Genomic DNA, 21,083 nt, shown 5'->3' on the forward strand with positions numbered 1-21,083 from the left:
ATGGAGCTTCTCGTCGCCTCCGCCGTGGGTGTCCTGACCGCGGGCGGGCTGTACCTGATCCTGCGGCTGCGCACCTTTCCGGTGATCCTCGGCATGTCGCTGCTGACCTATGCGGTCAACGTGTTCCTGTTCTCGTCCGGCCGTCTGACCGTGGGCGCCCCGCCGATCCTGCGCGATGACGCGACGGTCTATACCGACCCGCTGCCGCAGGCGCTGGTGCTGACGGCCATCGTGATCTCGTTCGGGATGACGGCAGTGGTGGTCATGATCGCCCTCGGCGCGTATCTGGGCTCGGATGACGACCATGTCGACGATCTGCCCGGGCCGGACGCGGACGAGAACGCGGAGGGCGGCACGTGACGCACTGGATCATCGCCCCCGTCGTGCTGCCCGCGTTGCTGGCACCGTTCATCGTGCTGGCCGCGCGGTATCATATCGGCATCCAGAGGGTCTTTTCGGTCGCGGGTGTGCTGGCGCTGATCGCCATCTCGGCGGGGCTTGCGTGGCAAGCCTCGGACGGCAGCGTCATTCTCTATCAACTCAGCGACTGGGCCGCGCCGTTCGGCATCGTGCTGGTGGGCGACCGGCTGTCCACCGCGATGCTCTTGCTGACGGCGGTCCTGGCGCTGTTCGTGCTGCTCTTTGCAATCGGATCGGACTGGGACAGTCGCGGGCGGCACTTCCACGCACTGTTCCAGTTCCAGATGATGGGCATCATGGGCGCCTTCCTGACCGGCGACCTGTTCAACTTGTTCGTGTTCTTCGAGGTGCTGCTGATCGCATCCTACGGCCTGATGATCCACGCGGGCGGCAACGCCCGCCTGAAGGCGGGTGTGCAATATGTGCTGTTCAACCTGATCGCCTCGTCGCTTTTCCTGTTTGCGCTCGGCTCCATCTATGCGGAGACCGGCACGCTCAACATGGCCGATCTTGCGAACCGTGTCGCCTTGATCGGGCCGGAGGAGACGGTGGGCATCCGCATCGCCGCGGTGCTTCTGATACTCGTCTTCGCGGTCAAGGCCGCAATCGTGCCGCTGCATTTCTGGCTGCCGTCGAGCTATGCGGAGGCTTGTGCCCCGGTTGCCGCGCTGTTTGCCATCATGACCAAGATCGGTGCCTACGCGATCATTCGCGTCTACACGATGATTTTCCCGCCCGAGCTGGAGGTTACGGCAGGGCTGCATGATGTCTGGCTACTCCCTGCCGCGCTGCTGTCGCTGGCGATCGGGATGCTGGGCGTGTTGGCAGCCCAGAAGCTGGATCGGCTGGTGGCGTACTCGGTCATCGGCTCCATGGGCATGGTGATGGTGTCCATCGCGCTCTTCACGCCAACGGGCATCGCGGCGGCTATATACTACATCATCCATTCGACGCTGGCAGGGGCGGCGCTGTTCCTGATCGCCGATCTGGTGCGCACCGGGCGCGGCAATCTGGACCTGACCGCGCAACCGGCCATGGCAGGGACCGCGCTGACATCGGCGCTGTTTTTCATCGGCGCGATCGCCATGGCGGGCCTGCCCCCATTGTCGGGCTTTCTGGGCAAGCTTCTCGTGCTGGACGCGGGCTATGACACCGACCTGATGGTGTGGATCTGGGCCATCGTGCTGGGCTCGAGCCTGATCAGCATCGTCGGGTTTGCCCGCGCGGGCAGCGTGCTCTTCTGGAAGGCGCACAGCGTTCATACCCCCGAGCCGGAGGAAGACGCCGCGCCGCGGCCGTCCCCCGCCGCGCTTTCCTACGTGGCCACCGGCGGGCTGGTCGCACTGCTGGCGGCGCATACGGTGTTCGCGGGTCAGGTGCATGGCTATTCCGAAAAGATCGCCGCGCAACTCTTCGCGCCCGCTCCCTACATCGCCACCGTGGTCGAAACGCCGGGTAAATTGAGCGACCCGACGACAAAGACGGAGGAGCACTGACATGCTTGCACGCGCGTTCTACTGGCTGTTGCCGCATCCGTTCCTGACGCTGCTGCTGGCGGTGGTTTGGGTGCTGCTGCAAAATCAGGTCTCGGCGGGCATGGTGGTGTTCGGCCTCATTCTGGGGATCATCATCCCGTGGGGCACCTCGATCTGGTGGCCCGACACGCCCAGGGCGCTCAAACTGGGCAAGATGGCGATCTATATCCTGATGGTGATGTGGGATATCCTGATCGCCAATATTCAGGTCGCGTGGATCGTACTGACCGTTCCCAATGCCAAGCTGCGCCCCGCGTGGATCGTCGTGCCGCTACAACTGCGCAAACCCGAGGCGATCACGGTGCTGGCAGGCACCATCACACTGACGCCGGGCACGGTCTCGGCCGATCTGTCGAACGAGGGGCACAGCCTCTTGGTGCATGTGCTGCACACCGACGACCCCGACGCGGTGCGCGACGACATCATCAACCGCTACGAACGCCGTTTGCAGGAGATATTCTCATGACGACCGCCCTGGCCTTTCTGGATATCGCCGTGGCCATCGCCTTTGTCGCGCTGGCGCTCGGGCAAATCCTGTCGATGGTGCGGCTGGTGCTTGGCCCCACCTCCGGCGACCGCATACTTGCGCTGGACACCATGGTCATCAACGGCCTGGGCCTCGTGGTGATGGTCGGCGTCTACTACGAGGTGCAATTCTATTTCGAGGTGGCGCTGCTGATCGCCATGCTCGGGTTCGTTTCCACCGTCGCGCTGGCGCGCTTTCTTTTGCGGGGGGACATCATCGAATGACAGGAGAGATCCTCGCCATTTACGCCACCGCCGTTTTCCTGCTGATCGCGTCGTTCTTCGTGCTCGTGGGCGTCATCGGCCTGTTGAAATTCAACGATCCCATGACCCGCCTGCACGCGCCCACCAAGGTCGGGACGGTAGGGATCGGGATGCTGCTGCTGGCGTCGATGGTCGAAAGCTTCGCCCGCGGCGAAGGGTCGATGCACGAGCTGCTCATCATGGCGTTCCTGTTCGTCACCGCGCCGATTGCGGCCAACTTCATCGCCAAGGTGGGCATCCACAGGCGCGCCTGCGAAACGCCCCCCCCGCCGCCCCGCGACGACACGTGGTCGACGCTCGACACCCCGCCCGAAGACCGGACCGGGCCGGACACCTAGACAAGCGCTTCCAGTTTCAAGATCAAGCACGACGCCGATGGAAAGCATGCCCGACTGGTTGCAGACCGCGATGACGCGGAGTTTTGCCTCGGGCCCGTAGTGTTCGATATAGATGCCTTGATGCACGACCCCGAAACCGGCTGACCTGTCTGCGATGAACCTCGAACCTTTCACAACCATCCTGAAGAACGGCGAAACCGTTCTCGTTCGCGAGGTCGGGCCCGGGGATCGGGATCTTCTGGAGGCCGGGTTCGAGCACTTGTCGAAACAATCGCGGTTCTTTCGCTTTCTCGCCCCGCACAACGAACTGACCCAGCAGGAACTCGATCGCTTCTCGGCTCCGAACGATTTCGACCACGTCGCCATCGGCGCGTTGACGCAATCCGCACCTGCGCCCGAGCCGGTCGGCATAGCGCGGTATATCCGCATCCCCGATACGCCTGCCCGCGCCGAGGTCGCTGTGACGATCGTGGACAGTCACCAGAGGATCGGGCTCGGCAGCCTTCTCCTGGGCACTCTTGCGAAACTGGCCTCGCGCAACGGGGTGTCCGAATTTCTGGCCGTCGTGCACAAGGACAATACCGCGATGCTGGCGCTCTTCGATGCGCTCGGAGGCAGGCGAACGAGGATCGACGGCGAAATGAACTACACGATCTCACTCCCGGACGACCCGGAAGACTTCCCCCGCACCTCGGTCGGCGAGGCGTTCAGAACCGCCTATCGACTCGCTCACCTCACCTGATCGCCGCCCTCGCGCGAGGGACGGGGGCGGACGACGGGCCGTGGGCGGGGCCATGCCTGAACCAGTGACGCGCAAGGGGCCGCGCACCAAGGCGCGGCCCCTGCCCCGTCTGTCGATCACGGGGTCGCTCAGAAGAATGCCTGAAGCCCGGTCTGCGCCCGCCCGAGGATCAGTGCGTGGACATCGTGCGTGCCCTCGTAGGTGTTCACGGTTTCGAGGTTCATCATGTGGCGGATGACCTGGAACTCCTCCGAGATGCCGTTGCCGCCATGCATGTCGCGCGCCATCCGCGCGATGTCGAGCGCCTTGCCGCAGTTGTTGCGCTTGATGAGGCTGATCATTTCGGGCGCGGCCTTGGCGTCGTCCATGAGCCGGCCCACGCGCAGCGCGGCCTGAAGGCCCAGCGTGATCTCGGTCTGCATGTTGGCGAGCTTGAGCTGGAAAAGCTGCGTCTGTGCCAGCGGCTTGCGGAATTGCTGCCGGTCGAGGCCGTATTGCCGCGCCGCGTGCCAGCAGAACTCGGCCGCGCCCATGACGCCCCACGCGATGCCGTAGCGCGCGCGGTTGAGACAGCCGAACGGCCCCTTGAGCCCCTCGACATTGGGCAGAAGCGCGTCCTCGCCCACTTCGACATCGTCCATCACGATTTCGCCGGTGATCGAGGCGCGCAAGGATTGCTTGCCCTCGATCTTGGGCGCCGAGAGGCCCTTCATGCCCTTTTCCAGCACGAAGCCCTTGATCTTGCCGTCATGCGCCTCGGACTTGGCCCAGACCACGAAGACATCCGCGATCGGGCTGTTCGAGATCCACATCTTGGACCCGTTGAGCCGGTAGCCGCCCTCGGTCTTCTTCGCGGTGGTCTTCATTCCCGCCGGGTCGCTGCCCGCGTCGGGCTCGGTCAGGCCGAAACAGCCGATGAACTCGCCGGTGGCAAGCTTGGGAAGGTATTTCTGGCGCTGCTCCTCGGTGCCGTAGGCATAGATCGGATACATCACGAGCGAGGATTGCACCGACATCATCGAGCGATAGCCCGAATCGACACGCTCGATCTCGCGCGCGACAAGGCCATAGCCCACGTAGCCACCGCCAAGCCCGCCATATTCCTCGGGAATCGTGGTGCCCAGAAGACCCATCTCGCCCATCTCGGCAAAGATCGCCGGATCGGTCTTTTCCTCGGCATAGGCCTTGATGACGCGGGGCTGGAGTTTCTCCTGCGCAAACGAGCGCGCGCTTTGCGCGATCATCCGCTCGTCTTCCTCGAGCTGATCGTCGAGGCGGAACGGGTCTTCCCAGTCGAACTTGCCCAGGTCGGGCGCGTCCTTGGCCTTGAGGGCCGGAGTTTCGAGCGGCATGAAAGCCTCCTTTGCAGAACGGGTGTTTGCGGGTAATATATATGATCCTGGCGCACTCGAAAAACGCTATTTCCGCATATTGGAATGAGGAAACCTCATATATGAGCCCGCATTTCCCCTCGATGACCGCGCTGCGCGTGCTCGAGGCCTTCGACCGGCTGGGCAGCACGACCGCTGCGGGTGCCGCGCTCGGCCTCACGCAAAGCGCGGTGAGCCGCCAGCTCAAGACGCTCGAGACACAGCTCGATGCGGCGCTGTTCCTGCGCGAGGGGCGCACGCTGGTCCTCACCCCCGCCGGACAGGACTATGCCGACGAGATCCGCGAGGTGCTGGGCCGGATCGCCCAGGCCGGGCTGCGCCTTCATGCACCCGCGCGCACGGGGCAGTTGACGCTCGCCATCCTGCCCACCTTCGGGATGCGCTGGCTCGTGCCGCGCCTGCCCGATTTCGCGCGAACCCACCCGGAGGTGACGATCAACCTCGTCACGCGGCTCAAGCCCTTCAACTTCGCCAGCGAGGAGATCGACGCGGCGATCCATTTCGGTGAGGCCGAATGGCCGGGCACGGATTCGCTCAGGCTGCGGCGCGAGACCGTCATCCCCGTCGCCTCCCCTGCCCTCGCCCCCGGTCCCCTGGCATCTCCGGGCGAGATCGCGGCACTGCCGCTTCTGCATATCGAGACGCGCGCCGAGGCGTGGGCCACCTGGTTCGCCGCCCACGGGGTCGAGCCGCCCCGCATCACCGGCACCGTGCATGACCAGTTCTCGACCATCATGCAGGCGGCGCTGCACGGGCTCGGCGCGGCGCTTCTTCCCACCTACCTCGCGGAGCCCGAGATCGCCGCGGGTCGGCTCGTGCGGCTGTGCGAGACGCCCACCGAGATGCCCGGCGCCTACTACCTCGTCTGGCCGAAGGCGAAGGCGCATGACCCGGCGCTCGCGGTCTTTCGCGACTGGCTCGGCGGACAGGGCGACGACGAGGACCTGCTGCCCCGCTAGGACGGGAATACGGACCTAGCCCAGCGCGTATCCGGCGCCGCGCACCGTGCGCAGCGGATCGTCCCCTCCCCGCGCGCGCAGGATCTTGCGCAACCGCCCGACATGCACGTCGACGGTCCGGGTGTCCACGTAGATGTCGCGGCCCCACACGCGGTCGAGAAGCTGTTCGCGGCTCCAGACCCGTCCGGGCTTTTCCATGAACGTCGCCAGCAGGCGGAACTCCGTCGGGCCGAGCTTGAGCGTCTCGCCCGCGCGGGTGACGCGGTGCGTTTCGGCATCGAGCACGATATCCCCCCACTGAAGCCGCTCGCCCACCGCCGAGGGGCGCGTCCTGCGCAACTGCGCGCGCACCCGTGCCAGAAGCTCGGCGATGGAATAGGGCTTGACCACGTAGTCATCCGCCCCCGTCTCGAGCCCGCGCACGCGGTCGACCTCTTCCGAGCGGGCCGAGATCATGATGATCGGCACACCGCGCGTGGCGGCGCGCGTCTTGAGCTGGCGGCACACCTCGATGCCCGACACCGTGGGCAGCATCCAGTCCAGCAGGATCACGTCCGGCGCCTCTTCCTCGGCCACGAGGAGCGCCTCCTCGCCGTCCGACGCGAGGATCACGGCAAAGCCGTCGGCCTCGAGGTTGTAGCTCAGGAGATCGCGCTGCGCGGGCTCGTCCTCGACCAGCAGCACCCTGGGCCGGCCCGCGCTCATGCCTGCGGCTCCCCGTTGCCCCGGCCCGTGGGCGACAGCTCGGGATCGGTCGAGGTCAGGTCGCCTTTCGGGCGATCCTCGTCGGGCATCCGCCCCGTCACGAGATACACGACCTGCTCGGCGATCGAGGTCACGTGATCGCCCATGCGTTCGGTGTTCTTGGCCACGAAATGCAGGTGCATGCAGGGCGTGATCTGGCGCGGATCCTCCATCATGAAGGTCAGGAATTCGCGGAAGAGCGCGTTATACATCTGGTCCACGTCATGATCCCGGCGCATCACGTCGCGGGCGAGATCGACGTCCCGCCGCACGTAGGCATCGAGTGCGTCGGTCAGCATCCGCTCCACCTCGCGCGCCATCCGGCGCAACGCGGCGGCGGCACCGCTCACCCGTGGCAGGCCCGACAGGATCGTGGTCCGCTTCGCCATGTTCTTGGCATAGTCGCCGATCCGTTCGAGATTGCCGCTCACCTTCAGGACCGACAGCACGAGCCGCAGGTCGATGGCGGTAGGCGCGCGCAGCGCGATGATGCGTGCGATGTCCTCGTTGATCCGCTCCTCCAGCGCGTCGATGGCCCGGTCGCCGTGGCGCACGGTTTCGGCCAGGTCCTCGTCACGCTCCTCCAGCGACCGCGCGGCGTCGAGGATCGCCGCCTCGACAAGGCCGCCCATCTTCATGATCTGCGCCTCGATCCCCTCGAGATCGCGGTCGAAGGCGGATGCGATATGTGTGTCCTGCATGCGGCGCTCCTATCCGATCCGGCCGGTGATATAGCTTTCGGTACGCGGATCGCGCGGGTTGGTGAAGATGTTGTCGGTCTCGCCGAACTCGACGAGGTGGCCCATGTGAAAGAAGGCCGTCCTCTGGCTCACCCGGGCGGCCTGCTGCATCGAATGGGTGACGATGACCACGGAATAGCTCTGCCGCAAATCGTCGATCAATTCCTCGACCTGCGCCGTCGCGATGGGGTCGAGCGCGCTGCACGGCTCGTCCATCAAGAGCACCTCCGGCTCGGTCGCCACGGCGCGCGCGATGCAGAGCCTTTGTTGCTGGCCGCCCGAAAGCCCCGTTCCGGGTGCGTCGAGCCGGTCCTTCACCTCGTCCCAGAGGGCGCTCCGCCGCAGCGCGCGCGCGACGATCTCGTCAAGCTCGGCGCGGCTGCGTGCCAGTCCGTGAATGCGCGGGCCATAGGCCACGTTCTCGTAGATCGACTTCGGAAAGGGATTGGGCTTCTGGAAGACCATCCCAACCTTCGCCCGAAGCTGCACGGGATCGACGCGCGGATCGTGGATATCCTCGCCATCGAGCCGGATCTCGCCCCGGACCCTGCAGGTGTCGATCGTGTCGTTCATGCGATTGAGACAGCGCAGGAAAGTCGACTTTCCGCAACCCGAAGGCCCGATGAGGGCTGTGACCGTCCGATCCTCGATATCGACATCAACGTCCTTGATCGCGTGGGTGTTGCCGTAATGGACCTGCACGTTGCGGGCCGAGAACTTGAGCGTCGTCCGGTCCACGGGCGTCTTGGGCGGGGGTGCGTCGAACATGGATATGTCCTTTCTACCAGCGTCGCTCGAAGCGGCGGCGCAGGATGATGGCGATGGCGTTCATGGCGAAGAGAAAGAGAAGCAGAAGGACGATCCCGCCCCAGGCCCGTTCGTAATAGGCCGGGTCGGCGCGCTTGGCCCATTCGTAGATCTGCGCGGGCATCGCCGAGTTCGGATCGAGAAAGCCCGAGGCGATCCCGTCGGGATAGTTCGTTGCGACATAGCCCACCATCCCGATGAGCAGGAGCGGCGCCGTCTCGCCCAGGGCCTGCGCAAGGCCGATGATCGTGCCGGTCAGGATGCCGGGCATCGCCAGCGGCAGGACGTGGTGAAAGACCGCCTGCATCTTCGACGCCCCCACCCCGAGCGCCGCATCGCGGATCGAGGGCGGCACGGCCCTCAGCGCGGCGCGCGTCGAAATGATGATCGTGGGCAGCGTCATCAGCGTCAGCACGAGTCCACCCACCAACGGCGCCGATTGCGGCAGATGCATGAACCGGATGAACACGGCGAGACCGAGAATGCCGAAGACGATCGACGGCACCGCGGCGAGGTTCGAGATGTTGACCTCGATGAGGTCGGTGACGCGGTTCTTCGGCGCGAACTCCTCCAGGTAGATCGACGCGGCCACGCCGATGGGCAGGCTGAGACACAGCACCACCAGCATCATGAAGAACGACCCCAGGATCGCAACGCCCATCCCCGCCTGTTCCGGCCGGCTTTCCGACGCGTCGGCGCCGGTGACGAAGGACAGGTTGAGACGCTTCGTGATGACACCCGCCGTGCGCAGGTGATCCACGAGGTCGAGATGCGCGGCCGAGATGTTCTTGTCCTGCGCCACGTCCGTGCGCGCCACCCGTCCCTTGAGATAGCCGTCCACCCGGCTCGACGCGAGAAGCTCGAATGTCACCGTCTCGCCGATCCGGTCCGGGTTCGCGATCACGTAATCACGCACCTCCGCGGCGGCCGAGGGCGAGAGCAGGTTCTTCATGTCGCTGGCCGCCGCGAGCGGCGTCTCGATCCCGTGGCCCTCGACGACGCCGAGCAGCCCCTCCTGGATCAGCGGCGCGTAGCCGAAGGTCGAGACCTTCCTGATCTCCTCGATCTCGCCCGATCCGCTCTTGTCGAGCCTTGCGGGGTCGAGATGGACGGGCACCGTCACGAAACTCTGCCGGAACGCCCCCACGCCATTCGATGCGATGGCGCTCAGCAGCACGGCGAGGAACACGAGCGCCGTGAGGATGGCCGCGACACCGTAGGCACGAAACCGTGTCTCGGCCGCGTTCCGCCGCCGGGTGCGCGGATCGCGCATGATGAGCGACCGGGGCGTGTGCGGATCCGCGGAAAGGCGCGCGTCTGTCATTCGTATTGCTCCCGATACCTGCGCACGATCCAGAGCGCGAAGATGTTGAGACCCAGCGTGATGACGAACAGCGTCATGCCGAGCGCGAAGGCCACGAGCGCCTCCGGGCTCGCGAAATCCGCGTCGCCGGTCAGTTGGCTCACGATCTTGGCCGTCACGGTGGTCATCGCCTCGAACGGGTTGAGGCTCAGCCGCGCCGCGGCGCCCGCGCCCAGCACCACGATCATCGTCTCGCCGATGGCCCGCGACGCCGCAAGCAGCACCGCGCCCACGATCCCCGGCAGCGCGGCGGGCAGCACGACCTGCCGGATCGTCTCGGATTTCGTCGCGCCCAACCCCAGCGAGCCGTCGCGCATCGCCTGCGGCACCGCGTTGATGATATCGTCGGAAAGCGAGCTGATGAAGGGGATCAGCATCACCCCCATCACGAGCCCTGCCGTCATCACCGCCGTGCCCGCCTGCATCCAGCCAAGGCCCGTCTCGCCGAACGCCCCGAGAAGCAGCGGCCCGACCGTCAGAAGCGCGAAGAGACCGTAGACGATGGTGGGTATCCCGGCGAGGATCTCGACAAGCGGTTTCACCACCGAGCGGACACCGGAGCTTGCATATTCCGACAGGTAGATCGCGGCGAAAAGCCCGATCGGCACCGCCACGACAAGCGCGATGAGCGAGATGTAGAGCGTGCCCCAAAGCAGCGGCAGGATGCCGAGCTCGGAGCCACCGCCGAAGCTCGGCGCCCAGGTGAGCGAGAGGAAGAACTCCGAGGCCGGGTAGAGACGGAATAACTCGACCGTGTTGAAGACGAGCGAGAGGACGATCCCCAGCGTGGTGAGCACCGCGATCGAGGCCGCCAGCACGAGGATCGCGCGCACGCCCCCCTCGACCACGTTGCGGGCGCGAAAATCCCTGGTCGTGCGCCCGAAGGTCAGCACGAACCCGCCCACCGCGACAAGCAGCACGGCGACCGTCATGAGCCAGCGGCCCGTGGCGTTCATCGCCCGGTATCGCTGCGCCGCGTCAATCACCTCCGCGCTCAGGTCCGAGCCGAGGGCGACGCCCACCGCCGCGAGGGTCTGCCGGATCGACCCGCTGTCGGTCGAGAGGTCGCGCGCGGCCTCGGCGCTGAGCACACCCTGCCGCACCGCTCCGTCGAGCCCGTCGGCCACGCGGCGCACGTCACTCATCACGAGGCCGAGTGTGCTCGTCTCGGGCACCGCGGCGGGCGGAATATCCCCCGCGATCTGCCCGTTGATGACGAGCGGCTGCGCCACGAGCCAGACCGCCAGCAGCAGCATGGCGGGGACGAGCGCCGCGATCGCGACATTCGCGCCGTAGTAGCCGGGTCGGGAATGGAGCGCGCGACTGTCCCCGCCGGCACTTGCCAGCGCCCGGCCACGGCCGGCCAGATAGCCCGTCACCGCGAGAGCACCCACGCTCACGATCAGCCAGAATGTCGGCATGCCATCCCCCAAAATTCCCGTCCCGGGCCCGACCCGGGACCTCGCCTGCCCCGGATCGGCCTACATCCCCTCGCCCATCACCTCTTCGCCCGCGATCTTCGCCTGCGTTTCGGCCAGCTCGGGGTCCGAGACGAGACCGTAATCGGCAAGCGGGCCATCGGGGCCTGCGATCTCGTCCGCGACGAAGAACTCGGCAAACTCCTTCAGCCCGGGAACGACGCCCATATGTGCCTTCTTGACGTAGAAGTAGAGCGGGCGCGACACGGGATAGTCGCCGCTCGCGATGGTCTCGGTCGAGGGGGCGACGCCCGACATGGTCGCGACCTTCAGCGTGTCTGTGTTGTTCTCGTAGAAGGCCAGGCCGAACACGCCGATGCCGTTCCGGTTGCTGCCGATCCGCGCCAGCGTCTCGGTATAGTCGCCGTCGATATCGACGGACCTGCCATCGGCGCGCACGTCCATGCAGGCCTTCTCGGCCTCGACCTCGCTCATCCCCGCGTCGATCATCGCCTTCCGCGCGCCGATATCCTCGCAGCCCTGGAGAAGCACCTTCTCCTCGAACACCTCGCGCGTGCCGTGCTTGGTGCCGGGAATGAAGGCCGCGATCTCGACATCGGGCAGGTCGGTGTTGAAATCGGCCCAGCTCGTGTGCGGGTTCTCGACGATCTCGCCACCCACCACCACCTTCGCGGCCAGCGCGTTGAACCAGTCGGCCGGTTCGAAGGAGGTGAAGGCCGGGCCGTCCTTCCGGCTGGCGAAGACGATCCCGTCATAGCCGATGCGCACCTCGATGATGTCGGTCACGCCGTTCTCGGCGCAGGCCCGCAACTCCGTCTCGCGGATCGCGCGGCTGGCATTGGCGATGTCGATGGTGTTCTCGCCCAGCCCTTCGCAGAACCGCTTGAGCCCGGCCGAGGAGCCGCCCGATTCGATCACCGGCGTCGGATAGTCGAAGTTCTCGCCGAAAGCCTCGGCCACGATCGAGGCATAGGGCAGCACGGTCGACGACCCGGCCACCTGCACGTTGTCGCGCGCCTGCGCCGCGCCTGCGCCGGCGGCGATGAGGGCGATGGCCGATGTGGTGCGGAAGATTGGGGACATGTCTCACTCCTGTCTCAGGTTGGCAGCCGGCGCGCCCCACGGGCGGCCTTGCCGGCGGAATACGCCCCGCCCACGACGCTTTTGTTACAGCGACGTAACAGTTTCATGACAATGTCCGGCCTGGCGGCGCCGCGCGCGTCACAGCGGAAGGATCACCTTGAATTCACTTCCTTTTCCGGGCGCACTTTCGATCATCAGGCGGCCCCGGTGGCGGTTGACGATGTGCTTGACGATGGCAAGTCCCAGCCCCGTGCCGCCCATCTCGCGGGCCCGGTGGTCATCGACGCGGTAGAATCGCTCGGTGAGGCGCGGGACATGCACCGGCGCGATCCCCGGCCCCTCGTCGCGCACCGCAAGCGCCACGGCGGGACCGCGAAGCGCGGCGTCGCGATCCTCCGCGGTGAGGCTGATCCAGATGGTCCGGTCCCTGCCGCCGTATTTCACCGCGTTCTCCACGAGGTTCGTCACCACCTGCCGCAACTGGTCGGGATCGCCCGTAAGCTCGGCGCGTCGCGGCAAGTCGGCCTCGACCCTGACGGCGGCGCTCTCGAGCAGGGGGCCGAGGCTCCGCACCACGTCGCGCACCAGCGCGGCCAGGTCGAGCCGCGTGCGGGGGCGCACGCGCTCCTCGCCCTCGACGCGGCTCAGCGTCAGCAGGTCGCGCACCAGCCGCTCCATGCGCGAGGCTTCGGACTGCATCGTGGCGAGGAACCGCGCGCGCGCCGCGGGGTCGTCCCTCGCCGGGCCCTGAAGCGTTTCGACGAAGCCCAGGAGCGCCGTCAGCGGCGTGCGCAACTCGTGGCTGACATTGGCCACGAAGTCGCGCCGCATCTGGTTGGCCTGCTCGACGCGCGTCAGGTCCTGGAACGAGACGAGCGCGCCCGCCATGCCGCGCAGGTCGAGCCACGCGACCTCCACGTCATAGGTGGTGTCCTGCGCGCCGTCCTGTCCGAGATAACGCGCCTCGTGGCGGGTTCTGTCGCGCAAGACGGCCTCGATCGCGTCCATCACGAGGGGCTGGCGCAGGATCGTGAGCACGTGGCGGCCCGGCGTGGCATCCCCCAGAAGCGCGCGCGCCCGGTCGTTGATCCCGAGGATGGTCTCGTCACGCGCGACAAGGAGCGCGGGCAGCGGCAGCGCCGCGAGCAGCTTGTCCACCTCGCGCGGCGCCGCCCCGCTCATGGCTAGAGCGCGCTCAGCCCGTCGCGGAACCGGCGCATGTTCTCCTGGTAATGCGTCGCGCTGAGCTTCAGCCTGGCGACCGCGCCATCGTCGAGCTCGCGGATGACCTTGCCCGGCGCGCCCATGACCAGGCTGCCATCGGGGATCTCCTTGCCCTCGGTCACCAGCGCGCCCGCGCCGATCAGACAATTGCGCCCGATCTTCGCGCCGTTGAGCACGGTGGCCCCCATCCCGATCAGGCTGTTCTCGCCGATCTCGCATCCATGCAGCATCGCCTTGTGCCCGATCGTGCAGCCCGCCCCGATGACGAGCGGAAAGCCCATGTCCGTATGCAGGACGCAGTTTTCCTGGATGTTCGTCCCCTCGCCCACGGTGATCCGCTCGTTGTCACCCCTGAGCGTGGCCGCGAACCAGACCGAACTGCCCGTCCCGAGCGTCACCTTGCCGATGACATTGGCATCGGGCGCGACCCAGAAATCGCCATCCTCGGGAGTTTCCGGCGCGGTGCCGTCCAGTGCATAGAGTGTCATGATCTCTCCTCGTATTCCATCTGCAGCGCGCGGACGTGATCGGTCAGGCTCGGCTGCTGGATGCGTTTCAGCCGCGCGGCGCTCACGATGGCGCGCAGCCGCGCCTCGGTCGCGTCTAGGTCGTCGTTCACGAGAACATAATCGTATTCCGCCCAATGGCTGATCTCGTCCCAGCTTTTCTGCATCCGCTTGGCGATGACCTCCGGGCTGTCCTGTCCCCGACTTTCGAGCCTGCGTCGCAGTTCGGCGATCGAGGGGGGCAGGATGAAGATCGACAGGGTGTGCTTGCCGAGGTCGGAATTCTGGATCTGCTGAGCGCCCTGCCAATCGATGTCGAAAAGCACGTCGCGCCCCTCTTCTATCGCGGCCTCCACCGGCCCCTTGGGCGAGCCGTAGAAATTGCCGAAGACATGCGCGTGCTCCAGCATCTCGCCCGAAGCCACCTGGCGGCGGAACTCCGGCTCGCTCAGGAAATAGTAATCGCGCCCCTCCACCTCGCCCTCGCGCGGTGCGCGCGTGGTCGCCGAGACCGAGAAGCGCAGCGTCTCGTCCCAGTCGCGAAGCCGCCGCGTCAGGGTGGATTTCCCCGCCCCCGAGGGCGAACTCAGGATGATCAGAAGCCCGCGCCGTGCTCCGCGCGCCTCGGGGTCATTCGACATTCTGCACCTGCTCCCGCATCTGGTCTATCACTGTCTTGAGCTCGAGCCCGATCGTGGTGAGCGCGCTCGACCCGGCCTTCGAGCAGAGGGTGTTGGCCTCGCGGTTGAACTCCTGCATCAGGAAATCGAGCTTGCGGCCCACCGGGCTTCCCTTCGCCAGAAGATCGCGCGCCGCGTCCACATGCGCGCGCAGGCGACCAAGCTCCTCGGTCACATCGGCCTTGACCGCCAGCATGGCCAGTTCCTGCGCCACGCGGGTCTCGTCCGCGCCCTCGCTCAGGTCCATGACCCGCGCCAGCGCCTCGCGCAGGGCCCGCGCGGCCTCGGGCCGGCGTGCCTCGGCGGCCTCGGCGGCCGCGTCGGTAAGACGCGCGATGGTGTCGAGATGATCGGCAAGCAGCGTGGCAAGCGCCGCCCCCTCGCTCGCGCGCATGGCAAGGAAATCCTCCAGCACCGCCTCCACCCCCGCCTCGAGCGCCGCCCGGAGCGCGGGGATGTCCGTCTCGGCGGTGCCGGCCTCGACAACACCCCGCAGGCCCAGGATCTCGCCCGCCCCGGCAGGCGACAAGGTCAGCCCGCGCGCCAGCGCCTCGCTCTCGACGCGCGCCAGCGCATCAAGCGCCGCGCCGAGTTGCGCCTCGTTGACGACAAGGCCGCCCGTCTGCTCCTCGGACTGGACACGCAGGTTCAGCGTGACGTTGCCGCGCGCCATGACCTTGCCCAGCCGCGCGCGCAAGGCCGCCTCGAGCCCCTCGATCCAGTCTGGCACGCGCAGCCGCAGGTCGAGCCCCTTGCCGTTGACCGACCGCAGGTCGCACTCCCAGGCATAGCCCGCCGCCGCTCCGCGCCCCGATGCGAATGCCGTCATGGATAATAGCACGCTCAACTCCCGTCCCGTCCCTCCCGGTCCTACGCGCTCCGCCCCGACCGCGCAAGACAGGCCGCCCGGCGCACCCCCGGCGTTAACCCTTTCGTCGCATTTTTAGACAAAAGCCCCGACAAATATGCGACATTCCTCCCGACCAAGTGGAGACGGATCATGCCCTGTGACAGATCGGATCACCCCGGAACGGGCCGTGTCGTATCGCTTGCCCCCGTCGGCGCCAATCCCGACGCGGCGGCGCTCGCGAAGCTCGTGGCCTATTGGCGGCAGTTGCGGCGCGACGGCGATGTGCCACGCCGTTCCGAGATCGACCCGCGCCGCATCGGTGCGCTCATCTCGAACGCTTTCATCGTCGAACGGGTCGCGCCGGGCATGGCGCGTCTGCGCCTCGCGGGCTCGCATCTGAGCGATGCGCTCGGTATGGAGGTGCGCGGCATGCCGCTCTCGGCCCTGTTCCAGCCCGCGCATCGTGACGACCTTGCCGACGGCCTCGTCCATCTCTTCGACGAACCCGCCATGCTGCGCTTCGATCTCAGGGCGCACCCGGCCTACGGGTCCGCGCTCGACGCGACCATGGTGATGCTGCCGCTGCGCAGCGACCTGGGCGACATATCCCGCGCCCTGGGCTGCGTCGTGACACGCGGCACCCTGGGCCGCGCACCCCACCGGTTCGAGATCGCGTCCCGCACCGTCACGCCGCTGCGCGTGACCGCACCCCCGGCGCCGTGCCCCGCGCCAGGGCCCGCGCATGGCTTCGCCGAGCCGCCCGCGCGCTTCCCGGCCCGACCCCGCAAGGCGCCCAGGGAGCGGCCCTACCTTCGCCTCGTCAAATGAGAAAGGGCGGGGAGGTCTCCCAGCCCCTTACGGCAAATGTTGAAATTGCTGTTGCGCCCAAGCGAGTTTGCCGGGGTGTCGCTCAAAGTCCCCACAAGATCGCGTAAAGGCCATCCATCACCTTTTGACCTTCATCCTGAGAAAGTCGGTGGACAGGCGTCAGGTGCCGCAAGCGGTGTGCATCCACCGTAAGTGGCATATGCGCACGAATGCGATAGAGATCGCCCTCGATCCGGACATCAATGGTGAGCTGCCTCAGGGCGGGAAGCGCATCAGCCGACAAGACCGGCAACAGAACTACCGTGTTGAGGCCCAGTAAGTGTTCTGCCTGGACAACCAGATACAGATCGCCGCCGATCTTGAAGACATCGAATTTATGCATCGGGCCAAGGGTGGTTCAGAGCCAGATGCGATCCTGGAACACCTCTGTTCTTGATATATTGTGCCTCAGTGGAAATTGCGGCTTCGTTTTCGCGGAACCAGGCAGCGGCGCGTTCCTGAGGGCTGCCAGCCGCCATGTCAGCGGCAACCAGTTGCTTGATGTAGTCCGTGGCGCTTGTCCCCCTGGCCGCAGCCCACGCCATCAGTTTGTCTTTTTCCAGTTGGTCCATTCTGATAGTGAGATTGGTCATGGTGTCCTCCATCCATATTCCGCACTAACAATAATAATCATCTGTCAGTGCGAGGCAAGGCTCGGATGTCAGGCCATCGAAGATATTTTCGAGCCACACCCAAGCTGACCTCTCCCTCTGAAGGTCCGTCAAGTGTCTTTCCTGAAAGGGGATGTTGGCCACAGCGCGGGCAACAGAAGTGAATATTTCAACATCTGCCGTAAGGGGCTGGGCGGGGAGATCCCCCGCCCTTCCCTGATCGGCTCGCCGCGGCCTCGTGTCAGACGGCCTGCGCGTGACGCTCCGCGCGCTGCGCCGACAGCTCCTCGGCCACGAGGAACGCCAGTTCGAGCGATTGCGACGCGTTGAGGCGCGGGTCGCAGGCCGTGTGGTAGCGGTCGCTCAGGTTCTCGTCGCTCACCGCCTGAACGCCACCGATGCATTCGGTCACGTCCTGCCCCGTCATCTCGAAATGCACGCCGCCGGGGATCGAACCCTCGGACTTGTGAACCGCGAAGAAATCGCGCACCTCGCGCAGCACCGCGTCGAAGGGCCGGGTCTTGTAGCCCGAGGCCGACTTGATCGTGTTGCCGTGCATCGGGTCGCAGACCCAGGTGACATTGGCACCTTCCTCGGCCACCGCGCGGATGAGCTTGGGCATATGCTCGCCCACCTTGCCGGCGCCGAAACGGTTGATGAGCGTGATGCGCCCTTCCTCGTTGGCCGGGTTCAGCGTCTCGAGCAGGCGCTTCAGGTCGTCGGTGGTGATCGACGGTCCGCATTTCACCCCGATCGGGTTCAGCACGCCGCGCAGGAACTCCACATGCGCGCCATCGGGTTGCCGCGTGCGGTCGCCGATCCACAGGAAATGCCCCGACCCGGCAAGCCACTTGCCGCTCGTCGTGTCCACCCGCGTCAGCGCCTCCTCGTATTCCAGAAGCAGGCTCTCGTGGCTGGTGTAGAAATCCACCGTCTGAAGCGTGTGCGCGGTGTTGCTGTCGACGCCCGCGGCCTTCATGAAATCCAGCGTGTCGCTGATCCGGCTCGCCATCTCGCGATAGCGCTCCGCCTTCTCGCCCTCGGTGAAGCCCAGCGTCCAGGCATGGACCTGGTGCACATCCGCGTAACCACCCGTCGAAAACGCGCGGATCAGGTTGAGCGTCGCGGCCGCCTGCGTATAGGCCCGCAGCATCTTCTCGGGATCGGGGATGCGCGCCTCGGGTGTGAAATCCAGGTCGTTGATGATGTCGCCGCGATAGCTCGGCAGTTCCACACCCTCGACCGTTTCGGTGGGCGCGCTGCGCGGCTTGGCGAACTGACCGGCCATGCGGCCCACCTTGATCACCGGCACCTTCGCGCCGTAGGTCAGGATCATCGCCATCTGGAGCATGACCTTGAACGTGTCGCGAATGGCATCGGCGCTGAACTGGTCGAACGCCTCGGCGCAGTCACCACCCTGGAGCAGGAACGCCTCGCCACGCGCGGCCGCACCCAACTGGCGCTTGAGCCTGCGCGCCTCGCCCGCGAAGACGAGCGGCGGATATTTCGAAAGACGCGCCTCGACATCGTGCAGCGCATCCATATCCACGTAGTCGGGCATCTGGATCCGCGGTTTCTGGCGCCACCCGGATTTCTGCCACTCGCTCATGCCGTTCTCCACCTTTTAAAGCCATGGGGCGGCCTTATATCGAATACCGTCCCGAAGGGCCATATATGACCATTCCGAAAAGGTTGCAAACTCTGGCCGCGGCCCTTGTGTTTGACTCGGGTTTCGGGAAAGACGCAGACTGGGACGGGGTGGGCCAGCGGAGTCGTGATCCATGCAGGACGGCGCAAACAGGGCAAGGACGCAGACCGGCATCGTGCCGCGCCGCTTCGTCTTCGTGCTCATGGACCGCTTCACGCTGCTGAGCTTCGCATCCGCGCTCGAATGCCTGCGCATCGCCAACCGCATGGCCGAGGCCACGCTCTACGAATGGACGATCATCGGCGACTCGGAGGATGCCGTGCCTTGCTCGGCCGGCTCGCGCTTCCAGATCGACGGCGGGCTGTGTGAACTCAGCCGCGACGACACCGTGCTTCTCTGCGGCGGCGTCGACGTGCACCAGCACACAACGAAACGTCTGCTGAGCTGGCTCCGGCGCGAGGCCCGGCGCGGCCTGCCTATCGGCGGGCTCTGCACCGCGTCCTATACCATGGCCAAGGCGGGTCTGCTCGACGGCAAGCGCGCGACGATCCACTGGGAAAACCACGACAGCTTCCTCGAGGAGTTCGACGAGGTGGACCTCACCAAGTCGGTCTTCACCGTCGACGGCAACCGCATGACGACCGCGGGCGGCACGTCCTCGATCGACCTCATGCTGCACCTCATCGCCGAGCATCACGACGAGAAGCTCGCCAACGCCGTGGCCGATCAGCTCATCTATTCGTCGATCCGCACCGACCAGGACACGCAGCGCCTTTCGGTGCCCACGCGCATCGGTGTGCGCCATCCGAAGCTGAGCCAGGTGATCCAGATGATGGAGGCCAATATCGAGGAGCCGATCTCGCCCTCGATCCTCGCGCGCGACGCGGGCATGTCCACGAGGCAGCTTGAACGGCTCTTTCGCCGCTACCTCTCGCGCAGCCCCAAGCGCTACTACATGGAACTCCGCCTGCAAAAGGCGCGCAACCTGCTGATGCAGACCGACATGACGGTCATCAACGTGGCGCTCGCCTGCGGCTTCTCCTCGCCGTCGCATTTCTCGAAATGCTACCGCGCGCATTACCAGACGACGCCCTATCGCGAGCGCGGCTCGCACTCCTCGCGGTTGTCTGTCTGACGCAGCGGACCCCGACGTCCACCTTGCCGAACGGGTCGGGGAGCGGATTTTTCACTCCTGCGTCAGCGCAGCCCCGTCCGCCGCATCATCACGGGGGTGACAGCCTGTAAAGCGCCCCATCCGCCTCGGAGAGATACCAGATCGCCCCGTCCGGCGCCTCCTCGATGGCCCGCACGCGGCCCGTCTGCGGACCCTCGATCGTCTCGCGCAATTCCAGCGGATCGCCCGCCAGAACCGCGATATGCCCGAACTTGAGCGACCCGATGAAGTGATGCCCCTCCCAGTCGGGCCACATCCTGCCCGAGTAGATCATGTGCCCCGATGGCGCGATGGACGGGTCCCAGTAGAACGCGGGTTGCTCCATCCCCTCCTTCGAGCTGCCCTCGGGAAAGGGTGCGCCGGAATAATGCGTGCCGTAGGAAATGACGGGCCAGCCGTAATTCGCGCCCTTCTTCACGCGATTGACCTCGTCGCCGCCCTTCGCGCCATGTTCGCTCACCCAAAGCTGGCCCTCGGCATCGAGCGCCGCGCCCTGCGGGTTGCGATGCCCGTAGGACCAGATCTCGGGCTGCGCCCCTTCCCGGTCGAGGAACGGGTTGCCCTCGGCGTGCGCCCCCTGTCGCGTGATGCGGATGACCGAGCCGTTCTCGCGGCTCAGATCCTGCGCCGAGGGGCGATCGCCCCGCTCGCCGACCGTCACGAAAAGCGTGCCGTCGGGCGCCTCGACCACGCGTGACCCGAAATGCCGCCCGCCGGTCGATCCCGGCTCCATCTCCCAGATGACGCGCCAATCCCGCAGCGCCGTGGCGTCTTCCGAGAGCCGCGCCACCGCCACCGCCGTGCCCGCGCCCGCCTCCTGCGGCGTGGCGAAGGTGAAGATCACCTCGCGCGTGGCGCCGAAATCGCGCGGCACCAGCACGTCGAGCAATCCGCCCTGCCCCTGCGCTGCGACCTTGCCCACGCCCGACACCTCGTGGCGCGTGCCGGTCGGCTCCAGCCGCCAGAGCCGCCCCGCGCGTTCGGTCACGAGGACGTCGCCCCCGGGCAGGAAGTCGAACGCCCAGGGCACCCGCAGATCGTCCGCCATCACCGAAACCGCGAGATCGCCCTGTGATGTCTCCAGAGCCCTGAGCGGCGTGGCCGCCATCAGGATGAGCGTCGTGACAAGTAGAAGCTGTCGCATGATCCCTCCTCAGTCATGGAAGGACATAG

The 21,083-nt window shown here is 66.3% G+C and carries 24 protein-coding genes; 9 read left to right on the forward strand and 15 right to left on the reverse strand.

Annotated features, from left to right (window positions below; all coding sequences use genetic code 11):
* The 6 genes from K1T73_RS09595 (at position 1) to K1T73_RS09620 (ending at position 3,824) form a co-directional block, all read left to right on the forward strand.
* Positions 1-360, forward strand: a complete 360-nt coding sequence (locus K1T73_RS09595; protein ID WP_220600499.1) for a Na+/H+ antiporter subunit C — start codon at positions 1-3, stop codon at positions 358-360.
* The gene (locus K1T73_RS09600; RefSeq protein WP_220600500.1) at positions 357-1,916 is read left to right on the forward strand and encodes a monovalent cation/H+ antiporter subunit D; all 1,560 of its coding nucleotides are present in this window, start codon (positions 357-359) and stop codon (positions 1,914-1,916) included. The genes K1T73_RS09595 and K1T73_RS09600 overlap by 4 nt, the downstream gene beginning before the upstream one ends.
* A gap of 1 nt (position 1,917) precedes the next feature.
* Complete coding sequence (locus K1T73_RS09605) at positions 1,918-2,421, forward strand: Na+/H+ antiporter subunit E (RefSeq protein WP_220600501.1); 504 nt, start codon at positions 1,918-1,920, stop codon at positions 2,419-2,421.
* On the forward strand, positions 2,418-2,705 hold the full coding sequence (locus K1T73_RS09610) for a K+/H+ antiporter subunit F (protein ID WP_220600502.1): 288 nt from the start codon (positions 2,418-2,420) through the stop codon (positions 2,703-2,705). Before K1T73_RS09605 ends, K1T73_RS09610 begins: the two co-directional genes overlap by 4 nt.
* Entirely contained in the window at positions 2,702-3,082 is a 381-nt protein-coding gene (gene mnhG / locus K1T73_RS09615; RefSeq protein WP_220600503.1) for a monovalent cation/H(+) antiporter subunit G, read from the forward strand. Before K1T73_RS09610 ends, mnhG begins: the two co-directional genes overlap by 4 nt.
* A 154-nt stretch (positions 3,083-3,236) precedes the next feature.
* The gene (locus K1T73_RS09620; protein WP_220600504.1) at positions 3,237-3,824 is read left to right on the forward strand and encodes a GNAT family N-acetyltransferase; all 588 of its coding nucleotides are present in this window, start codon (positions 3,237-3,239) and stop codon (positions 3,822-3,824) included.
* 128 nt (positions 3,825-3,952) lie between these two features.
* On the opposite strand, the gene K1T73_RS09625 is transcribed toward K1T73_RS09620, so the two are convergent.
* Positions 3,953-5,176 (reverse strand): acyl-CoA dehydrogenase, encoded by a 1,224-nt coding sequence (locus K1T73_RS09625; RefSeq protein WP_220600505.1) that lies wholly within the window; start codon positions 5,174-5,176, stop codon positions 3,953-3,955.
* Positions 5,177-5,277: 101 nt separating this feature from the next.
* Between K1T73_RS09625 and K1T73_RS09630 the strand changes: the two genes are divergently transcribed.
* Positions 5,278-6,174, forward strand: coding sequence for a LysR substrate-binding domain-containing protein (locus tag K1T73_RS09630; RefSeq protein ID WP_220600506.1), 897 nt, complete (start codon positions 5,278-5,280; stop codon positions 6,172-6,174).
* Between the two features lie 15 nt (positions 6,175-6,189).
* Here K1T73_RS09630 and phoB read toward each other — a convergent pair whose 3' ends face one another.
* The 10 genes from phoB to K1T73_RS09680 form a co-directional block, all read right to left on the reverse strand.
* Complete coding sequence (gene phoB, locus K1T73_RS09635; protein ID WP_220600507.1) at positions 6,190-6,879, reverse strand: phosphate regulon transcriptional regulator PhoB; 690 nt, start codon at positions 6,877-6,879, stop codon at positions 6,190-6,192.
* Positions 6,876-7,619, reverse strand: a complete 744-nt coding sequence (phoU, locus tag K1T73_RS09640; RefSeq protein WP_220600508.1) for a phosphate signaling complex protein PhoU — start codon at positions 7,617-7,619, stop codon at positions 6,876-6,878. Before phoU ends, phoB begins: the two co-directional genes overlap by 4 nt.
* A 9-nt stretch (positions 7,620-7,628) precedes the next feature.
* On the reverse strand, positions 7,629-8,426 hold the full coding sequence (pstB, locus tag K1T73_RS09645) for a phosphate ABC transporter ATP-binding protein PstB (RefSeq protein WP_220600509.1): 798 nt from the start codon (positions 8,424-8,426) through the stop codon (positions 7,629-7,631).
* Between the two features lie 13 nt (positions 8,427-8,439).
* Complete coding sequence (gene pstA, locus K1T73_RS09650) at positions 8,440-9,789, reverse strand: phosphate ABC transporter permease PstA (protein ID WP_220600510.1); 1,350 nt, start codon at positions 9,787-9,789, stop codon at positions 8,440-8,442.
* A complete protein-coding gene (gene pstC / locus K1T73_RS09655; protein WP_220600511.1) occupies positions 9,786-11,249 on the reverse strand; it encodes a phosphate ABC transporter permease subunit PstC in 1,464 nt (487 codons plus the stop codon). The genes pstA and pstC overlap by 4 nt, the downstream gene beginning before the upstream one ends.
* A gap of 60 nt (positions 11,250-11,309) precedes the next feature.
* The gene (locus K1T73_RS09660) at positions 11,310-12,350 is read right to left on the reverse strand and encodes a PstS family phosphate ABC transporter substrate-binding protein (protein ID WP_220600512.1); all 1,041 of its coding nucleotides are present in this window, start codon (positions 12,348-12,350) and stop codon (positions 11,310-11,312) included.
* A 138-nt stretch (positions 12,351-12,488) separates the two neighbouring features.
* Complete coding sequence (locus K1T73_RS09665) at positions 12,489-13,532, reverse strand: ATP-binding protein (protein WP_220600513.1); 1,044 nt, start codon at positions 13,530-13,532, stop codon at positions 12,489-12,491.
* 2 nt (positions 13,533-13,534) lie between these two features.
* The gene (locus tag K1T73_RS09670; protein WP_220600514.1) at positions 13,535-14,062 is read right to left on the reverse strand and encodes a gamma carbonic anhydrase family protein; all 528 of its coding nucleotides are present in this window, start codon (positions 14,060-14,062) and stop codon (positions 13,535-13,537) included.
* Entirely contained in the window at positions 14,059-14,721 is a 663-nt protein-coding gene (gene gmk / locus K1T73_RS09675; protein ID WP_220600515.1) for a guanylate kinase, read from the reverse strand. The genes K1T73_RS09670 and gmk overlap by 4 nt, the downstream gene beginning before the upstream one ends.
* On the reverse strand, positions 14,711-15,589 hold the full coding sequence (locus K1T73_RS09680; RefSeq protein ID WP_220600516.1) for a YicC/YloC family endoribonuclease: 879 nt from the start codon (positions 15,587-15,589) through the stop codon (positions 14,711-14,713). The genes gmk and K1T73_RS09680 overlap by 11 nt, the downstream gene beginning before the upstream one ends.
* Before the next feature lie 171 nt (positions 15,590-15,760).
* Here K1T73_RS09680 and K1T73_RS09685 point away from each other — a divergent pair, with 171 nt between their 5' ends.
* Entirely contained in the window at positions 15,761-16,438 is a 678-nt protein-coding gene (locus tag K1T73_RS09685; RefSeq protein ID WP_220600517.1) for a PAS domain-containing protein, read from the forward strand.
* A gap of 82 nt (positions 16,439-16,520) precedes the next feature.
* Here K1T73_RS09685 and K1T73_RS09690 read toward each other — a convergent pair whose 3' ends face one another.
* The 3 genes from K1T73_RS09690 to K1T73_RS09700 form a co-directional block, all read right to left on the reverse strand.
* Entirely contained in the window at positions 16,521-16,820 is a 300-nt protein-coding gene (locus K1T73_RS09690; RefSeq protein ID WP_220600518.1) for a CcdB family protein, read from the reverse strand.
* Entirely contained in the window at positions 16,813-17,070 is a 258-nt protein-coding gene (locus K1T73_RS09695; protein WP_220600519.1) for a hypothetical protein, read from the reverse strand. Before K1T73_RS09695 ends, K1T73_RS09690 begins: the two co-directional genes overlap by 8 nt.
* A gap of 259 nt (positions 17,071-17,329) precedes the next feature.
* On the reverse strand, positions 17,330-18,697 hold the full coding sequence (locus K1T73_RS09700) for a class II 3-deoxy-7-phosphoheptulonate synthase (protein WP_220600520.1): 1,368 nt from the start codon (positions 18,695-18,697) through the stop codon (positions 17,330-17,332).
* Positions 18,698-18,869: 172 nt separating this feature from the next.
* On the opposite strand from K1T73_RS09700, the gene K1T73_RS09705 reads away from it, so the two are divergent.
* A complete protein-coding gene (locus K1T73_RS09705) occupies positions 18,870-19,871 on the forward strand; it encodes a GlxA family transcriptional regulator (RefSeq protein ID WP_220600521.1) in 1,002 nt (333 codons plus the stop codon).
* 88 nt (positions 19,872-19,959) lie between these two features.
* Here K1T73_RS09705 and K1T73_RS09710 read toward each other — a convergent pair whose 3' ends face one another.
* Positions 19,960-21,054 carry a PQQ-dependent sugar dehydrogenase gene (locus tag K1T73_RS09710; protein ID WP_220600522.1) on the reverse strand — a complete coding sequence of 365 codons (1,095 nt, stop codon included), beginning with the start codon at positions 21,052-21,054 and terminating at the stop codon, positions 19,960-19,962.
* Between the last annotated feature and the right edge of the window lie 29 nt (positions 21,055-21,083).

Origin of the sequence: Roseovarius sp. SCSIO 43702 (assembly GCF_019599045.1) — a bacterium.
In the GTDB taxonomy this organism is placed as follows: Bacteria; Pseudomonadota; Alphaproteobacteria; order Rhodobacterales; family Rhodobacteraceae; genus Roseovarius.

Bases quoted from the DNA above. Each gene is read 5' to 3' on its own strand.
- K1T73_RS09595 (WP_220600499.1), top strand. From the start codon at position 1: ATGGAGCTTCTCGTCGCCTCCGCCGTGGGTGTCCTGACCGCGGGCGGG.
- K1T73_RS09605 (WP_220600501.1), top strand. From the start codon at position 1,918: ATGCTTGCACGCGCGTTCTACTGGCTGTTGCCGCATCCGTTCCTGACG.
- K1T73_RS09610 (WP_220600502.1), top strand. From the start codon at position 2,418: ATGACGACCGCCCTGGCCTTTCTGGATATCGCCGTGGCCATCGCCTTT.
- mnhG (WP_220600503.1), top strand. From the start codon at position 2,702: ATGACAGGAGAGATCCTCGCCATTTACGCCACCGCCGTTTTCCTGCTG.
- K1T73_RS09620 (WP_220600504.1), top strand. From the start codon at position 3,237: ATGAACCTCGAACCTTTCACAACCATCCTGAAGAACGGCGAAACCGTT.
- K1T73_RS09625 (WP_220600505.1), bottom strand. From the start codon at position 5,176: ATGCCGCTCGAAACTCCGGCCCTCAAGGCCAAGGACGCGCCCGACCTG.
- K1T73_RS09630 (WP_220600506.1), top strand. From the start codon at position 5,278: ATGAGCCCGCATTTCCCCTCGATGACCGCGCTGCGCGTGCTCGAGGCC.
- phoB (WP_220600507.1), bottom strand. From the start codon at position 6,879: ATGAGCGCGGGCCGGCCCAGGGTGCTGCTGGTCGAGGACGAGCCCGCG.
- phoU (WP_220600508.1), bottom strand. From the start codon at position 7,619: ATGCAGGACACACATATCGCATCCGCCTTCGACCGCGATCTCGAGGGG.
- pstB (WP_220600509.1), bottom strand. From the start codon at position 8,426: ATGTTCGACGCACCCCCGCCCAAGACGCCCGTGGACCGGACGACGCTC.
- pstA (WP_220600510.1), bottom strand. From the start codon at position 9,789: ATGACAGACGCGCGCCTTTCCGCGGATCCGCACACGCCCCGGTCGCTC.
- pstC (WP_220600511.1), bottom strand. From the start codon at position 11,249: ATGCCGACATTCTGGCTGATCGTGAGCGTGGGTGCTCTCGCGGTGACG.
- K1T73_RS09660 (WP_220600512.1), bottom strand. From the start codon at position 12,350: ATGTCCCCAATCTTCCGCACCACATCGGCCATCGCCCTCATCGCCGCC.
- K1T73_RS09665 (WP_220600513.1), bottom strand. From the start codon at position 13,532: ATGAGCGGGGCGGCGCCGCGCGAGGTGGACAAGCTGCTCGCGGCGCTG.
- K1T73_RS09670 (WP_220600514.1), bottom strand. From the start codon at position 14,062: ATGACACTCTATGCACTGGACGGCACCGCGCCGGAAACTCCCGAGGAT.
- gmk (WP_220600515.1), bottom strand. From the start codon at position 14,721: ATGTCGAATGACCCCGAGGCGCGCGGAGCACGGCGCGGGCTTCTGATC.
- K1T73_RS09680 (WP_220600516.1), bottom strand. From the start codon at position 15,589: ATGACGGCATTCGCATCGGGGCGCGGAGCGGCGGCGGGCTATGCCTGG.
- K1T73_RS09685 (WP_220600517.1), top strand. From the start codon at position 15,761: ATGCCCTGTGACAGATCGGATCACCCCGGAACGGGCCGTGTCGTATCG.
- K1T73_RS09690 (WP_220600518.1), bottom strand. From the start codon at position 16,820: ATGCATAAATTCGATGTCTTCAAGATCGGCGGCGATCTGTATCTGGTT.
- K1T73_RS09695 (WP_220600519.1), bottom strand. From the start codon at position 17,070: ATGACCAATCTCACTATCAGAATGGACCAACTGGAAAAAGACAAACTG.
- K1T73_RS09700 (WP_220600520.1), bottom strand. From the start codon at position 18,697: ATGAGCGAGTGGCAGAAATCCGGGTGGCGCCAGAAACCGCGGATCCAG.
- K1T73_RS09705 (WP_220600521.1), top strand. From the start codon at position 18,870: ATGCAGGACGGCGCAAACAGGGCAAGGACGCAGACCGGCATCGTGCCG.
- K1T73_RS09710 (WP_220600522.1), bottom strand. From the start codon at position 21,054: ATGCGACAGCTTCTACTTGTCACGACGCTCATCCTGATGGCGGCCACG.